This window comes from Streptomyces sp. NPDC006393, from assembly GCF_040628575.1.
Taxonomy (GTDB): domain Bacteria; phylum Actinomycetota; class Actinomycetes; order Streptomycetales; family Streptomycetaceae; genus Streptomyces.
Window position 1 is genome coordinate 1 of sequence record NZ_JBEXZD010000020.1, and the last position, 16,709, is coordinate 16,709.

Here is a 16,709-nt window from a genome sequence, read left to right on the forward strand (position 1 = left end):
CCAGGCGGACTCGATCATCTCGTCCAGGCCGTGGCGGGCCGTCCAGCCGAGTTCCGCGCGAATGCGGTCGGCGGAGGCGACGACCCGGGCCGGGTCGCCGGGCCGGCGGGCGGTCACCTCGGGCGTGACGTCCTCGTTGCCGGTGACCTTCAGGATGCGGTCCACCATCTGCCGCACCGAACTTCCCTCGCCGCGGCCGATGTTGAGGACGAGCGAGGTGCCCTCCGGCGCATCGGTCAGGCGCCGTGCCGCCGCCAGGTGCGCGGAGGCGATGTCCTGGACGTGGATGTAGTCACGCACGCAGGTGCCGTCGGGCGTGGCGTAGTCGTCGCCGAAGACACGGGGCGGCCGGCCCGCCTCGAGCCGTTCGAACACCATGGGGACCAGGTTGAAGACGCCCGAGTCGGACAGTTCGGGTGTGGCGGCTCCGGCGACGTTGAAGTAGCGCAGGGCGGCGGCCTTCAGTCCGTGGGCCCGGGCGGCCGCGGCGATCAGCCACTCGCCGATCAGCTTGGTCTCGCCGTAGGGGCTCATGGGGACGCAGGGGGTGTCCTCGGTGACGAGGTCCACGTCCGGCATGCCGTAGACGGCGGCGGAGGAGGAGAAGACGAGCCGGTCGACCCCGGTGGCGGTCATCGCCTCCAGGAGGGTCCGCAGGCCGGTGACGTTCTCCCGGTAGTAGTGGAGCGGCCGTTCGACCGACTCCCCCACCTGCTTCTTGGCCGCGATGTGCACGACGCCCACCACACCGTGGTCGCGGATGGCGCGCTCGAGGAGGGAGCCGTCCAGCACGCTGCCCACGACGAGGGGCACACCCTCGGGCACCCGGTCGGCGCTGCCGGTCGACAGGTCGTCGTACACGACCACGCGTTCGCCGCCCTCGGTCATGGCGCGCACCACATGCGCGCCGATGTATCCGGCGCCGCCCGTGACCAACCAGCTCATCCTCGTGCCTCCTCGGTCCGTGTCACGCTCGTGTCACTGGAAGCACCCTGGTTCATGGTCTGCGGAAAATCGAGTCCGGCATACGACCGCAAACGCGAACAAGTCGGACGCGGGCAACTGTGAGGAAGTTCTCCAGTCGGCGGGAAAGGCTCAATTGCCGCTTCTGCGCGGGTTCTTTAAGAGGCCGAACGGCCTCCTGACCTTCTCGCAACCGGCGCTCACACTAACTACAGGTGAATCCTTTACGCTGATGCGGCCGGCGCACTTCGGATCCATCGGCGAGCGAAGCGCACCAACCCATCCACACTCGCGTGATCGGTCTCGGAACAGGTTGTAAGGATGCCCAGACTCTCTCTCGTCGTCCCCGTGTACAAGGTTCAGGGCTACCTCGCCGAGTGCCTGGACTCGGTCCTCGGGCAGGACTACACGGACTTCGAGGTCATCGCCGTCGACGACTGCTCGCCGGATGGCTCGGGCGCCATTCTTGATCAGTACGCGCAGCGCGACGCCCGCGTTCATGTGATTCACCTCACGGAAAACGTGGGACTGGGACGCGCCCGCAACGCCGGGATGGAAAAGACGCAAGGCGATTACGTTCTGTTCCTCGACAGTGACGACACACTGGCCGACGGCGCGCTCGGGGCGATATCCGAGCGTCTGGACGCCACCGGGGATCCCGAAATACTGGTCTACGACTACGCCCGCACCTACTGGGACGGGCGGGTCCGCCCCAACCAGCTGGCCGACCTGCTCAAACACGACGGTCCGGACGTGTTCTCCCTCGCCGAGCGGCCGCAGCTGCTCGACCTCCTGCAGATCGTCTGGAACAAGGCCTACCGCCGGGACTTCGTCACCCGCCACGGCCTCACGTTCCCGCCGGGGTACTACGAGGACGCCCCCTGGACCTTCTGCTCCCTCATCAGCGCCGAGCGCATCGCCGTGCTCGACCGGGTCTGCGTGCTGTACCGGCAGCGCCGTGAGGGCGGCAACATCCTCAAGACCGTCAGCCGCAAGCACTTCGACGTCTTCGACCAGTACCGCCGCGTCTTCGAGTACGTCGACGCCCACCCCGGCCTCGACTCCTGGCGCGGGCCGCTGTTCCGCAAGATGGTCGACCACTACCTGACCGTCCTGGAGCGCCCCGGCCGCCTGCCGCAGGACGCGCGGGCGGAGTTCTTCCACCGGGCCGCCGCCGACTACCGGGCCCGCCTGCCCGAGGGCTTCCAGCGGCCGGGCGGCGGCCGCGGCCACAAGTTCGGGATGCTGGAGCGGGACGCGTACACCGCGATGGCCGGTGCCACGGCCGCGGTCAGGCTCCGCCAAGCGGTCCGCACCCGCACCCGGATGGCCCTCAACCGGTCCAAGCGCAGCGCGATGGGCGTCTTCTACCAGTCCCAGCTGAGGCTGCCGCTGGACGAGAACCTCGCGCTGTTCTCCGCGTACTGGAGCCGCAGTGTCTCCTGCAACCCGGCGGCCATCGACGCCGAACTGGCCCGCCGCGCCCCGCACATCCGCCGTGTGTGGGCCCTCAGGCCGGAGGCCGCGGACCGCGCGCCCAAGGGCGTGGAGGTCGTCCGGGTCGGCTCCAAGGACTACTGGGCGGCCCTCGCCCGCGCGAAGTACCTCGTCAACAACGTGAACTTCGCCGACGCCGTGGTCAAGCGCGAGGGCCAGGTGCACCTGCAGACCCACCACGGGACGCCGCTGAAGACCATGGGCCTGGACCAGCGCAAGTACCCCGCCTCCACGGACATGGACTTCGACAAGCTCCTGGAGCGCTGCGACCGCTGGGACTTCAGCATCAGCTCCAACCGGTTCTCCACCGCGGTCTGGGAGCGGGTCTACCCCTGCTCCTACGAGTCCCTGGAGACCGGCTACCCGCGCAACGACATCCTCGTGACCGCCACGTCCGACGACGTGCGCCGGGCCCGCAAGGCGCTCGACCTCTCCGACGGCGCCAAGGCGTTCCTGTACATGCCGACCCACCGCGAGTACCAGCCCGGCTTCACCCCCAGCCTGGATCTCGCCCGCCTCGCCGAGGAACTGGGCCCCGACGTCACCCTGATGGTGCGCGGCCACTACTTCTACGGCAGCTCGCCGCACGTGGCCGAGCTGCGGCGCAGCGGCCGGATCGTCGACGTGTCGGGGCACGCCCGGGTGGAGGAGCTGTACCTCGCCGCGGACGCGCTGATCACGGACTACTCCTCCGCGATGTTCGACTACGCCGTCCTGGACCGTCCGATCATCGTCTTCGCCCCGGACTGGGACATCTACTCCGCCGTCCGCGGCACGTACTTCAACCTGCTGGAGGAGTCGCCGGGCGCGGTGGCCACCTCCCAGGCCGAGCTGATCCGGCTGCTCGGGTCGGACGAGTACGACGGTGACCGCGCGGCCGAACTCCGTGCCGCCTTCCGGCGCCGCTTCTGCGAGTTCGACGACGGACGCGCGGCCGAACGCGTGGTGCGCCGCGTCTTCCTCGGTGAGAAGACCCCGCTGCCCTTCGTTCCGTTCGCCGAGCGTCCCCACGCACCGACCCCCGCCCAGGCGCTCGAACTGGTCGAGCGGGCCTGACCCCCGAGAAGGAGACCCACGAAGCCATGGCCCCTCGGCTCAGTGTCATCGTCCCCATGTACGACGTCGAGCGCTATCTGCCGGCCTGTCTCGACTCGCTGGCCGCCCAGACGTTCCAGGACTTCGAGGTCCTGATGGTGGACGACGGTTCACCGGACGGCTCGGCCGCCATAGCCGAGAGCTACGCGCAGCGCGACCCCCGGTTCCGGCTGATACGCAAGGAGAACGGGGGCCTGGGGGCCGCCCGCAACACCGGTATCGCCCATATGTCCCCGGAAGCGGAGTTCGTCACGTTCGTCGACAGCGACGACCTGATCCCGCCGGACGCCTACCGCCTCATGGTGGGCAGCCTGGACGAGACCGGCTCGGACTTCGCCACCGGCAACGTGTGGCACCTCAAGGGCGAGAAGTCCTGGCAGGTTCCGCTGATGCGGATGCTCGCCGGCGAGGCCCGCCAGCGCACGCACATCTCCCGCTACGCCAAGCTCGTCGCCGACCGGATCGCCTGCAACAAGGTGTTCCGCCGCACGTTCTGGGAGAAGCACGGCTTCGCCTTCCCCGAGGGCCGTCTGTACGAGGACACGCCCGTCACGATGCGGGCGCACTACCTCGCCGAGGCCGTCGACGTCATCTCCGAGCCCTGCTACTACTGGCGGCTGCGCGAGGGCGAGTCCGCCCCCTCCATCACGCAGCGCCGCACCGACCCGGCCGGTGTGCGCGACCGCGTCACCTCCGTGCTGGAGATCAGCGAATTCCTGGGCCGGCAGAGCGGCGAGATGTTCGCCCGGCTCAAGGAGGAGTACGACACCCGGGTCCTCAAGGACGACCTGCGCCTGTTCCTCAACGTGGTGCCCGACGGCGACGAGGAGTACCGCGCGGAGTTCCTGCGCTCGGCCAACCGCTTCCTGGACCACATCGACCCCAAGGTCGTCATGGCGCTGCCCGCCCAGCTGCGCGTGCAGTGGCTGCTGGTGCGCAAGCACCAGCTCGACGAGCTGATCACCCTGCTCGCCGGGCAGCGCCGCAAGGAGGCCATCGAGGTCAGCGGCCTGGTCCGCAAGTACGCGTCCTTCCCGTCGCTGGCCGACGCCGACCTGGACTTCCCCCGCAAGGCGCTGCGCATCGACAAGGACCTGACGATGCGCGCCCCGCTGAAGGAGATCACCTGGTCCCAGGGCAAGCTGGTGCTGTCCGGCAACGCCTGGATCGACAAGATCGACCTGCCGTCCAGGCGCTCCTCGGTGAAGGTCCTGCAGATACGCAAGGACAAGTCCCGCCGCCGTATCGTGCTGCCCGCCCGGAACCTGGAGCGCCCCGAGTGCACCACCGACTCCGGCCAGGACCGCTACAACTACGACTGGGCGGGCTGGGAGGTCACCGTCGACCCGGCGAAGCTGCGCAAGGGCGGCGAGTGGCAGGAGGGCCTGTGGCACGTCGGGCTCGGCCTGTACGCCTCCGGCCTGGTGCGCCGCGCGGCCGTGATGTCCAGCGGCGGCGCCGCCTGCAACTTCCCGCCCTACCACTGGCTGAGCCCCGACTTCAGGCTGCTGCCGTCCGTGGAGCGCGGCGCGCTCAAGCTGCGGGTGGAGAAGGTCCGGGCGCTGGTCACCGGGCGGACGCTGGAGGGCGACCGGCTGAAGGTCACCGGTGAGATCCGGGTGCCGCTCGCCGCGGGCGAGCAGGTGGTGCTGCGGGTGAAGAACCAGAAGGGCGCCGAGGTGCACGAGTACCCGGTGACCGTGACCGAGGAGGGCGGCACGCGCCGTTTCTCGGTCGAGGTCCCGGTGGCGGACGTGGCCCTGGTGTTCCACGAGGGCGTCGATGCCAAGGCCCAGCCGGAAAGCCGTACCTGGTCCACCGTCCTGGTGGCCCGGGACCCGCAGGGCGCCGAGCGGCAGTTCAGCACGGTGCTTCAGGAAGGTCTGGCGGACGCGCGCTTCAACCTGCCCGCGTCGATGGGCACGCAGGCCGAACTGTGCGAGCTGGCCGTGGTCGCCGGCCACAACGGCTACATGAAGTTCGCCGGCCGCACCCGCCGCGCCACGATCGACCGGGTGGACCTGCGGGACGGCAGCATCGTCATCACCGGACGCACCGACCCTCGCCTGACCGGGGCCACGTTCATGCTCAAGCCCCGCTCCCGGTTCGAGGAGCGCTTCGTCGAGGCACGATGGTTCGAGGACGGCCGCTTCGAGGTCGCCTTCGACCCCTCCCGGCTCGGCGGCAACAACGACGTCCCGCTGCGCGCGGGCCGCTGGAACCTCTTCCTGCGTCCCGCCGGCGGCCAGGCGCCCGACGTCGCCTTCGTCACCGACCGGCTCGCGGCCGCGCAGTTCCCGCTGCGCGCGGAGCTGAACGAGCGCCGCTACTGGCTGGAGAACCGCTGGGCGGACTTCCCGCAGCTGAACTGCCGCTCGGAGCTGGACGACCTGGAGCGCGGCCCGTTCCGCCAGAAGCAGCTGCGCAACGAGCTGTACCAGCCGCTGCGCCGGCAGCCGCTGAAGGACCAGGTCTTCTATCTCAGCTACAACGGCAAGCAGTTCTCCGACAGCCCGCGCGCGATGTACGAGGAGCTGAAGAGCCGGGGCTCGGACCTGAAGCACCTGTGGGCCGTGCGCGACGGGCAGGTCCTCCTGCCCGAGGGCGTGGAGCGGGTACGGATGTGGGGTCACGAGTGGTACGAGGCGCTGGCCTCCAGCCGCTACATCGTCACCAACGGCCACCTGCCGGACTGGATCGAGCGGCGGCCTGGCCAGGTCATCGTGCAGACCTGGCACGGCACGATGCTGAAGAAGATCGGCCACGACATCGACACCCTGCACTTCGACCGCCGCTACCAGGAGAAGCTGGCGCTCGAGTCCAAGCAGTGGAGCATGGTGGTCTCCTCCAACCGCTTCAGCACGCCGATCCTCAAGCGGGCCTTCTCCTACGACGGTGAGATCCTGGAGGCGGGCTACCCCCGCAACGACTACCTGTACTCGCCGGACAAGGACGCCATCGCCGAGCGGGTCAAGAGGCGGCTCGGCCTGCCCGAGGGCAAGAAGATCGTGCTGTACGCGCCGACCTGGCGGGACGACCAGTCGCACAGCCAGGGCCAGTACCTGTTCGACCTCAGGATCGACCTGGAGGACGCGCAGCGGCGCCTGGGCGACGACCACGTCCTGCTCATCCGCCGCCACTCCAACGTGGTGGACGCGGTGCCCGGCGCGGGCAACGGCTTCGTGTGGGACGCGTCGGAGTACCCGGACATCGCGGACCTCTACGTCGCGGCCGACATCATGATCACGGACTACTCCTCGGTCATGTTCGACTACGCCCACCTGAAGCGGCCCATGCTGTTCTTCACCTACGACCTGGAGCACTACCGGGACACCCTGCGCGGCTTCTACTTCGACTTCGAGCAGGACTCCCCCGGGCCGCTCCTGTTCACCTCCAAGGAGCTGGTCGACGCGATCCGGGACATCGACAAGGTGTCCGTGGAGTACAAGGACCGCTTCGACCGCTTCCACCACCTCTTCTGCGACCTGGACGACGGCCACGCCTCCGCGCGGGTCGTGGACCGGATGCTGGAGCAGGCCAAGGAGATCTGAGCGAGCCGACGGCGAAGGGGCGGGGCCCGGAGGAAAATCCTCCGGGCCCCGCCCCTTGTCGATGCCGTGATCCCGCCCCTTGCCGCTGCCGCGGTCCCGCCCCTTCGTCGCCGCCGGGGCGCCGCCGCGGGTCCGGGCGGCGGCGGCTCACATCCGTACGGTCTTCACCGCGAACTGGTGCAGCACCGTGAAGTAGGGCCGCAGTTCCGTCTTCTTCCGCCGGGGCGCCTGGGGCGTGGCGCCCAGGGTGCGCCGGGCCTTGCGCACGGCACGGCTGACCACGGACGGCGTCGCGGCCGCGGGCTCGGTGATCACGGGCCGCGGGAAGGTGAACACATCGGTCGTCTTCAGCACGTCGGTGGCCAGCTTGGCCAGGGCCACCCGGGGCGCCCCGCCCGCCGGACGGAGCCAGAGGTCCCAGATGACCTCCTTGTCCTCCTCGTCGGTGTGCTGGTCCACCAGGGCCTTGCAGTCGATGGACACCCGGACCGTGCCGTCGCCGTCCGCCTGCGCCGGGAAGGTCAGCACGCGCTCCTTGTCCCGCCGGTGCACGGCCTCCACCGCCGCGCCCGCGCCCAGCGCGGCTCCCCACACCTGAGCGCTGATCCGGATGGCCTCCTTGTCCACCTGGACGGGGCCGACCTCGGCGTGCGCCTCGCGCAGGGAGCTGCGCACCCGCAGCCTGCCGTCGTCGTGCCGGTGCGGCAGCAGCAGCGCCAGCGGGTGGGCGCCCGCCCGGGGCAGCTCCACGGCGAGCAGGTCACGGGTGTCGCAGCCGTAGCCGTCGGTGGTCAGCGGCACCTCGGCGCCGGACGGGGTGACGAGGAACGTCTCCCAGGTGCCGTGCGTCAGAGCGGCGTCCCACGGGACGAGGGCCTCGCCGTCCGCGGACAGCGGGAAACGGCGCTCCTCGGCGTTCTTGCCGCCGCGGCGCAGCGCCAGCTCGGCGCCCCGGGCCTGCTCGGGCAGCGGTCCGACGCCGATGTGCACGCTGCCGCTGGTGTCGACCCGGGCGGTGGCGTGCTGCGGCAGTGCCTTGCGGGCGAAGGCCCGCTCCAGTATCGCCTCGAAGCGTTCGCGGCTGGCGGTCTCATGGAACCGCTCGGCGTTGCGCACACCGTTGTCGGACATCTTCGCCCGCAGCTCGTCGTCCCGGATCAGGCGCAGGATCGCCTGTGCCATGGCGTCGACGTCGCCGCGGGGGACGATCAGGCCGTCCTCGCCGTCGGTGAGGATGTTGCGCGGGCCGTGGTCGGCGTCGGTGCTGACGACGGGCAGGCCGGCGGCCATCGCCTCCACGAGGACGTTGCCGAACGCCTCCCGCTTGGAGGGCAGGACGAAGATCGACGCCTTGCCGAACTCGGGGCTGACCGGGGCGACCTGGCCCATCAGCAGGATGCTGTTGGACAGCCCGAGCTCGTTGATGCGCGCCTTCAGCTTCCCCTTCTCGGCGCCGTCGCCGTAGATGCGCAGCGTCCAGTCCGGCGCCTGGGAGTGGATCTTGGCGAAGGCCTCGACGAGGAGGACGTGGTTCTTGTTGTCGCTGAGGTGGCCGGCGGAGATGACGACCTTGTTGGTGCCGCGGGAGCGGACCGGCGCGGCGGGCACGCAGTTGGGCATGGCCGCCAGCCGGTCCCTGACCGCGGGCACCTGCCGTCCGATGCTCACGACCTCCTCCGGCGTGAGCGCCGTCAGCGCGTCCAGCGACAGGTAGGCCTTGAACAGCCGGGGCTTGATGTCGTGCGCGTAGATGGACGGCATCGAGTGCTCCTGGGCGACCTTGAGATAGGAGCCCTGGGCGTGCGCCAGCATGATGGTGTTGCGGGGGCTGGAGCTGACCACGACGTCGGCGTCGGTGGTGGCCAGGTACTCCAGCAGGCGCAGCTCGGCGAGGCGGCTGACCACCGGCTTCTTCGCGCCGGCGTTCGGGTGGTAGACGAGCGGGAACTTCTCCACCAGCGGGTCGTCGAGATCGCTGACCGGCGAGTGCGGGCGCAGATCGCTCAGCACCCGCACGGACACGCGGGGGTCGAGGGGGAAGTACGACTCGTCACGCACCTTGCGCAAGGCGACGATCTCCACCTGGTGCTTCTCGGCGAGTGCTCCCGCGAGGTTCTGCGTCGCGCTCACCACGCCCCCCATGTGGCACAGGTCGCGAACCAGGAATGCGATCTTCACTGTGTGTTTCCCCATCCAGGCGCCGCGCGCCGAGCCGTCCTTGGCGGTGATCCGGCCCGTTAGACATGGCAGCGGAACGAAAAGTTGTTCACCGGATGGTCACAATCGGGCCACGTACAGCGCGTGCCGCGGCTCGGCACGAACCGAGCCGCGGACCCGGACAGCCGCACCGGACCCACCGGCCGCTGACCCGGACAGCCGCACCGGACCTACCGGACAACCGGCCGGAACTCAGCAACCGGCCGAACCGGGCGGCCGAGCCGCCCTAGAACGGCTCGAAGTCGTCGTACTCCCGCTCGGACTCGTCGTGTTCGGCCTGGCGATCGCGGCGGCGCTGCGCGGCCGGGCGTACGCCCTCGAAGCGGTGGTCCTCGCCGCGCCGGCCGAGCATCTCCGCGCCCGCCGTCACCGAGGGCTCCCAGTCGAAGACGACCGCGTTGTCCTCGGGGCCGATGGCGACGCCGTCACCGGCCCGGGCGCCCGCCTTCATCAGCTCCTCCTCGACACCGAGGCGGTTCAGCCGGTCGGCGAGGTAGCCGACGGCCTCGTCGTTGTTGAAGTCGGTCTGGCGCACCCAGCGTTCGGGCTTCTCGCCACGCACCCGGAACAGCGGCTCGCCGCCGACCTCCTCGCGGGTGACGGTGAAGCCGGCGTCGTCGACGGCCTTCGGGCGGATGACGATCCGCGTCGCCTCCTCCTTCGGCCGGGCGGCACGCGCCTTCGCGACCAGGTCGGCGAGCGCGTACGACAGCTCCTTCAGCCCGGTGTGCGCGACCGCGGACACCTCGAAGACGCGGTAGCCGCGGGCCTCGAGGTCGGGCCGGACCATCTCGGCGAGGTCCTTGCCGTCGGGTACGTCGATCTTGTTCAGGACGACGATGCGCGGACGGTTGTCCAGGCCGCCGTACTGCCTGAGCTCCTCCTCGATGACGTCGAGGTCGGAGACCGGGTCCCGGTCGGACTCCAGGGTCGCCGTGTCGAGCACGTGCACGAGGACACTGCACCGCTCCACGTGCCGCAGGAACTCCAGGCCCAGCCCCTTGCCCCGGCTGGCACCCGGGATCAGGCCGGGCACGTCGGCGATGGTGTAGACGGTCGAGCCGGCCGTCACCACGCCCAGGTTCGGGACGAGCGTCGTGAACGGATAGTCGGCGATCTTCGGCTTGGCCGCGCTCAGCACGGAGATCAGCGAGGACTTGCCGGCGCTGGGGTAGCCGACCAGCGCCACGTCGGCGACGGTCTTGAGCTCCAGGACGATGTCCCCGAGGTCGCCGGGCTCGCCGAGCAGCGCGAAGCCGGGCGCCTTGCGCCGCGCCGAGGCCAGCGCCGCGTTGCCGAGGCCGCCCCGGCCGCCCTGCGCGGCGACGTAGGAGGTGCCGTGGCCGACCAGGTCGGCGAGCACGTTGCCCGCCTTGTCCAGCACGACCGTGCCGTCCGGGACCTGGAGCACCAGGTCGTCACCGTCCTTGCCGGAGCGGTTGCCGCCCTCGCCGGGCTTGCCGTTGGTGGCCTTGCGGTGCGGCGAGTGGTGGTAGTCGAGCAGCGTGGTGACCGACTGGTCGACGGTCAGGATCACATCGCCGCCGCGGCCGCCGTTGCCGCCGTCCGGGCCGCCCAGCGGCTTGAACTTCTCGCGGTGTACGGAGGCACAGCCGTGGCCTCCGTTACCCGCGGCGACATGCAGTTCGACGCGGTCCACGAAGGTGGTCATGGTGGGGTGCCTCCAGAATTACGGGAATGTCTCTTACGTAACACGCGAAAGGCGGACCCGCCTTCCCGACCGGGAAGTGAGGTCCGCCTCGCGAAGGTCTCCGGTCAGGCGACCGGAACGATGTTCACGACCTTGCGGCCACGGTGGGTACCGAACTCCACCGCACCGGCCTGGAGCGCGAACAGCGTGTCGTCGCCGCCACGGCCGACGCCCGCACCGGGGTGGAAGTGGGTGCCCCGCTGGCGGACCAGGATCTCACCCGCGCTCACGACCTGACCGCCGAAGCGCTTCACGCCGAGCCGCTGGGCGTTGGAGTCGCGACCGTTCCGGGTGGACGATGCGCCCTTCTTGTGTGCCATGTCTCTTCAGTCCCTTACTTCGCAGCCGTGGGGATCGACGTGACCTTGATCGCCGTGTACTGCTGGCGGTGGCCCTGCCGACGGCGGTAGCCGGTCTTGTTCTTGTAGCGCAGAATGTCGATCTTCTGGCCCTTGTGGTGGTCCACGACCTCGGCCTGGACCTTGATGCCGGCCAGCACCCACGGGTCGCTGGTCACAGCGTCGCCGTCGACAACGAGCAGGGTCGAGAGCTCGACCGTGTCGCCAACCTTGGCGGTGGAAATCTTGTCAACCTCAACGATGTCGCCGACAGCAACCTTGTGCTGGCGACCACCGCTGCGCACGATGGCGTACACGCGGATCTCACTCTCTCGCTCGGAAACGGCACCCCCGCAGTCCAGCCGCCCTGCGCACATGCGCGAACGGCCTCTCCAGGTCACGGCCCGTGTCCGGGGTGTCCGGGAGGAAGAGGTTTACGGGGATGTGGCGTGCCACTCGACACGCCGACGGTCAAGGTTACGGGGCCTGCCCGGCAGGGGTCAAACCGGCCGGGCCGTCCCGGACGGCGTGGCCCTGCCCGCAGGGGGCAGGGCCACATCGCGCCGGTGACCGGTCGGCCCGGATCAGCCCTCGTCGGTCGAGGCCGAGACGGACGGCAGCGACTGCTGAGCCGCCGCGGTCTTCTTCGACGCCGACTTCTTCGCGGCGGTCTTCGTGGCCGCCGTCTTCTTCGTGGCCGCCGTCTTCTTGGTGGCGGCCTTCTTCGCCGTCGCCTTCTTGGCGGCGGTCTTGGTGGCCGCCGTCTTCTTGGTGGCGGCCTTCTTCGCCGTGGCCTTCTTGGCGGCCTTGCGGGCCGTCTTCTTGGCCGCGGCGGCCTCCTCGGCCGGCTCCGCGACCTCGGCCGCCGGTTCGGCTGCTTCGACAGCGGGCGCCTCGGCGGCCTCCTCCTGGGCCGGGGCCGACGGGACGACCACGACGGCCGTCTCCTCGGACGCGGTCGGCGCGGTGGCCTTGCGCACGGCGCGCCGGCGCGGACGGGCCGGGGCGGCGGGCTCGGCGACGGCCTCGGCCTGCTCCACCCGCGGGGCCGGCGCCGCCGGAGCCTCGGCCTCAGGGGCCGCCTCCGCCGGGGCGGCGGGCTGCGCCTCGGGAGCCGCCGGCGCGGCCTCCGGCACCGTCACCACGGCCGCCTCGGCACCCGCGGGGGAACCGGCAGGCGCCGACACCTTGCGGGTCGCGCGACGGCGCGTACGGCCCTTGGGCGCGGCTTCCTCGGTGGCGGGCGCCCCGGTCTCCGCGGCGGCCCGGACGACCGGGTCCTCGACGGCCACGGGCTCGGCCTTCGCCTCGGCGGCCGACTCCGGGCGCACCGGGCGCTCGGCCTCCTGAGCGGCGGTGACGTCCTGGGCCGTGGGCGCCGGGGCAGCCGAGCGGCCACCGTCGGCCATCGCCTTCGGCGCGCCCGCGGGAGCGGACGCCCGGCGGCTCGCCCGGCGCCGGCCACGGCCGCGGCCCGCCGCGGCCTCCGCCTCGGCGACGCTGCTGTACAGCTCCTCGTCCGGGGCGATCTCCGGCGCGGGCAGCGCCACCGGCTCGGCGACCTCGGCGGCGACCTCGGCCTCGGCCTCCGCCTCCTCCTCGGCGGTCGGGACGGCGACCTCCGTGGCGGCGGCCACGGCCTCGTGCTCGTGCGGCTGCTCGGCGCCGGCGCGGGCACGCTTGCGGCGCTTGCCGGCCCCTGCGCCCGCGGCGGCGGCCTGGTCCAGGTGGACGATGACACCGCGGCCGTTGCAGTGGACACAGGTCTCGGAGAAGGACTCCAGCAGACCCTGGCCGACCCGCTTGCGGGTCATCTGCACCAGGCCCAGCGAGGTCACCTCGGCCACCTGGTGCTTCGTACGGTCGCGGCCCAGGCACTCCAGCAGACGGCGCAGCACCAGATCGCGGTTGGACTCCAGGACCATGTCGATGAAGTCGATCACGATGATGCCGCCGAGGTCGCGCAGCCGCAGCTGGCGCACGATCTCCTCGGCCGCCTCCAGGTTGTTCCTGGTGACCGTCTCCTCCAGGTTGCCGCCCTGGCCGGTGAACTTGCCGGTGTTGACGTCGATGACGACCATCGCCTCGGTCCGGTCGATCACCAGCGAACCGCCGCTGGGCAGCCAGACCTTGCGGTCCAGCGCCTTGGCGAGCTGCTCGTCGATCCGGTACGTGGCGAAGACGTCGACCTCGCTGGTCCAGCGCGACAGACGCGGGGCGAGGTCCGGCGCGACGTGCGAGACATAGCCGTGGACGGTGTTCCAGGCCTCGTCACCGCTGACGATGACCTTGGAGAAGTCCTCGTTGAAGATGTCGCGCACGACCCGGACGGTCATGTCCGGCTCGCCGTACAGCAGCGAGGGGGCGCTGGAGCCGTTCTTGGCCTTCTTCTGGATGTCCTCCCACTGCGCCTGGAGCCGCTCCACGTCCCGGCGCAGCTCGTCCTCGCTCGCGCCCTCGGCGGCGGTGCGCACGATGACACCCGCGTCCTCGGGGACGATCTTCTTGAGGATGGTCTTCAGCCGGGCCCGCTCGGTGTCGGGCAGCTTGCGGCTGATGCCGGTCATCGAGCCCTCGGGGACGTACACGAGGTAGCGGCCCGGGAGGGAGACCTGGCTGGTCAGGCGGGCGCCCTTGTGGCCGATCGGGTCCTTGGTGACCTGCACCAGGACCGACTGGCCGGACTTCAGGGCGGACTCGATCCGGCGCGGCCCGTTGGCCATGCCGAGCGCCTCGAAGTTGACCTCACCGGCGTACAGGACGGCGTTGCGGCCCTTGCCGATGTCGATGAAGGCGGCCTCCATCGACGGCAGCACGTTCTGCACCTTGCCGAGGTAGACGTTGCCGACGTACGAGCTCGACTGCTCCTTGTTGACGTAGTGCTCGACGAGCACGCCGTCCTCCAGGACGCCGATCTGCGTACGGTCTCCGTTCTGCCGGACGACCATCACGCGCTCGACGGCCTCGCGCCGGGCCAGGAACTCGGCCTCGGTGATGATCGGCACGCGGCGGCGGCCCTGCTCGCGGCCCTCGCGGCGGCGCTGCTTCTTGGCCTCCAGCCGGGTCGAGCCCTTGATGGACTGCACCTCGTCGGAGGGGTGCTCGTCCTTCTCCTTCTTGCGCGGCTCGCGGACCTTGACGACGGTGCGCTCGGGGTCGTCGGCGGACGGCTCGGTGTCCACGCCGGTGTCACCGGCCCGGCGACGGCGGCGGCGACGCCGACGGCTGCTGGCGCTGGCGCCGGTGGCGGCGCCCGAGGGCTCCTCGTCCTCGGCGCCCTCCTCGGCCGCCTCCGCAGGCTCCTCGAGATCCTCCTCGAGCTGCTCGGCGGTGTCCTCGGCGTCCTGCGCGGCCTGGGCGGCGGCGAGCTCGGCGCTCTCCTCCGGCTCCTCCTCGCCCCCGGTCTCCGCGGCCTCGCCCCGGCGGCGGCGACGGCCTCCGCGGCGACGGCGGCGCCGGGAACCGGTCTCCTCGCCCTCTTCCTCGGCTCCCTCGTCGGCCGGCTCGGGCTCCGCCTCCTCGGCCTCCTCCTCGGCGGGGGCGGCGGCCTCGGCCTCGGGCTCCTCGCCGTAGCCGGCGCCCCGGCGACGGCGGCGGCGGCGCGTCCCGGCCTGCTCCGCCTGCTCGGCCTGCTCCGCCTGCTCGGCCCGCTCCTCCGGGAACTCCTCCGTCTCCTCGCTCTCCTCCGCCTCGGCGGCCTCGGCGGCCGCTTCGGCGGCGGCCCGCTGCGGGGTCTGGAACTTCGGCTCGGTGAAGACGGGCGGCTGGAAGACGGCGACGGCCGGCCGCGCCGGGCGGCGCGGTGTCTCGGCCTCGGCCTCGGCGGCCGGGGCCTCCACGGCGGCGGGCTGCTGGGCGGGCTCGGAGAACCCGGTCGCGGCACGCCGCACGGACCGGCGCCGTCCGCGCCGCGGCGCGGGCTCCTCGGCGGGGGCCTCGGCGACGGGGGCCTGCGGCGCCGCGGCGGGCGCGGTCCCAGCGACCTCGGGAGCCTCAGCAGCGGCGGCGGGGGCGGCGGCCGGCTCCGCCGGCTCGCTCACCTCGCCCTCGGGGGCACCGGCGGGCGCCGACACACGGCGCGTGGCACGACGGCGGGTACGCCGCGGCGCGGCTTCCTCCGCCTCTTCGGCGGCCGGAGCGGCAGGCGCGGCAGCGGCGGGCTCTTGCTCGGCGGTCTCGGCGGCGGAGGCCTTCGGGGCCTCGGCCACGGCCTCGGCCGTCTCGGCGCCCTCGGGCACGGACACACGGCGCGTGGCACGACGGCGCGCCCTGCGCGGAGCCGCCTCCTCCTCGACGACCTCGGCCGTCTCGGCGGCGGGCGTCTCGGCGGCGGTGGGCGTCTCGGCGGCGGTCTCCACCGGTGCGGCGGCCTCGGCGACCTCGGTGGGCTGCGGCGCACCGGCCGGCGCGGAAGCGCGGCGACGCGTGCGACGGGCAGGCGCGGCGGCCTCGGCGGGCGCTTCGGCAGCCGCGGGCTCAGCCTGAACAGCCGCCTCGGCAGCCTCAGTCGTCTCAGCGGGTGCGGCAGCCTGCGGCGCACCGGCGGGCGCGGCAGCGCGGCGACGGGTACGACGGGCGGGCGCGGGCGCCTCGGCGGCCGTCTGAGCAGCGGGCGCCTCCACAGCGGCCGGCTCCGCCACCACAGCGGTCTCGGCGGGCACGACGGTCTCGGCGGCCCCGGTGGACACCTCGGCCCCGGTGGGCGCGGAGACGCTGCGCGTGGCGCGGCGGCGGGTACGCCGAGGCGCGGCGGCCTCGCCGGTCTCCACGGTTCCGGCGGACGTCTCGGCGGCCTCGGCCTCCGGCGTCGCGGCGGCAGCGGTCACCGGCACGACGGTCTCGGCGGCGGCGTCCGCCGCGGCGGCCTTGGGCGCCCCGGACGGCGCGGAGGCCCGGCGGCGCGTGCGACGCGCGGGCGCGGGCTCAGCGACGGCCTCGACGGCCGCGACGGTTTCAGCGGCCTCTTCGGCCACGACCGCCTCAGCGGTCTCGGCAGGCGGTATGGCCGGCGTGGTGATCTCGGCCGACGCCTCGGGGGCGGCGGCGGTGCCGGCGGGCGGACCCGCCGGCCGGGAGGCGGCACGGCGCCGACGACGCGGCGGCAGGGTGTCGCTGGGGGTGTTCAGTTCTTCGGAGCCCTGGGCGGGCTCGTTCGGTCCGAGCATGCGGGCGTATCTCCCGTCAGGCTCCCGGGCGCCGCGCTGGTCCGGCGCCGATCAGATCGATCGAACGCCGTTGACGTCCGCGGCCACGCGGTTGCGCGATGGCCGCCGTCCGGGGCGCGGGCGCCGCACGGGAGCTCTCTGTGTCCTGTCTCGCCGGTTCCGTACGCCTTGT

Annotated in this window: 8 protein-coding genes; 2 read left to right on the forward strand and 6 right to left on the reverse strand. The window is 72.0% G+C overall.

The features are described 5' to 3' along the window. Nucleotides 1-945, reverse strand: a 945-nt coding sequence (gene galE / locus ABZ484_RS11745) for a UDP-glucose 4-epimerase GalE (RefSeq protein WP_358865729.1), incomplete at its 3' end; no start/stop codon positions are given. A gap of 339 nt (nt 946-1,284) precedes the next feature. Here galE and ABZ484_RS11750 point away from each other — a divergent pair. Further along, a complete protein-coding gene (locus ABZ484_RS11750; RefSeq protein ID WP_358865730.1) occupies nt 1,285-3,516 on the forward strand; it encodes a CDP-glycerol glycerophosphotransferase family protein in 2,232 nt (743 codons plus the stop codon). Nucleotides 3,517-3,542: 26 nt separating this feature from the next. Then, nucleotides 3,543-7,106: a CDP-glycerol glycerophosphotransferase family protein gene (locus ABZ484_RS11755; RefSeq protein ID WP_358865731.1), complete on the forward strand. Its 3,564-nt coding sequence runs from the start codon at nt 3,543-3,545 to the stop codon at nt 7,104-7,106. A 147-nt stretch (nt 7,107-7,253) separates the two neighbouring features. Here ABZ484_RS11755 and ABZ484_RS11760 read toward each other — a convergent pair whose 3' ends face one another. From ABZ484_RS11760 to ABZ484_RS11780, 5 genes are all read right to left on the reverse strand, one after another. Further along, nucleotides 7,254-9,284: a glycosyltransferase family 4 protein gene (locus ABZ484_RS11760; protein ID WP_358865732.1), complete on the reverse strand. Its 2,031-nt coding sequence runs from the start codon at nt 9,282-9,284 to the stop codon at nt 7,254-7,256. Between the two features lie 265 nt (nt 9,285-9,549). Further along, complete coding sequence (obgE, locus tag ABZ484_RS11765) at nt 9,550-10,995, reverse strand: GTPase ObgE (protein WP_358865733.1); 1,446 nt, start codon at nt 10,993-10,995, stop codon at nt 9,550-9,552. Nucleotides 10,996-11,099: 104 nt separating this feature from the next. Next, entirely contained in the window at nt 11,100-11,354 is a 255-nt protein-coding gene (rpmA, locus tag ABZ484_RS11770) for a 50S ribosomal protein L27 (RefSeq protein WP_030605064.1), read from the reverse strand. A gap of 14 nt (nt 11,355-11,368) precedes the next feature. After that, entirely contained in the window at nt 11,369-11,689 is a 321-nt protein-coding gene (gene rplU / locus ABZ484_RS11775; protein ID WP_009188585.1) for a 50S ribosomal protein L21, read from the reverse strand. A 267-nt stretch (nt 11,690-11,956) separates the two neighbouring features. After that, a complete protein-coding gene (locus tag ABZ484_RS11780) occupies nt 11,957-16,537 on the reverse strand; it encodes an Rne/Rng family ribonuclease (RefSeq protein ID WP_358865734.1) in 4,581 nt (1,526 codons plus the stop codon). Between the last annotated feature and the right edge of the window lie 172 nt (nt 16,538-16,709).

Coding starts and splice junctions, on each gene's coding strand:
- rpmA (WP_030605064.1), bottom strand. CDS start 11,354: ATGGCACACAAGAAGGGCGCATCGTCCACCCGGAACGGTCGCGACTCC.
- ABZ484_RS11755 (WP_358865731.1), top strand. CDS start 3,543: ATGGCCCCTCGGCTCAGTGTCATCGTCCCCATGTACGACGTCGAGCGC.
- ABZ484_RS11780 (WP_358865734.1), bottom strand. CDS start 16,537: ATGCTCGGACCGAACGAGCCCGCCCAGGGCTCCGAAGAACTGAACACC.
- obgE (WP_358865733.1), bottom strand. CDS start 10,995: ATGACCACCTTCGTGGACCGCGTCGAACTGCATGTCGCCGCGGGTAAC.
- ABZ484_RS11750 (WP_358865730.1), top strand. CDS start 1,285: ATGCCCAGACTCTCTCTCGTCGTCCCCGTGTACAAGGTTCAGGGCTAC.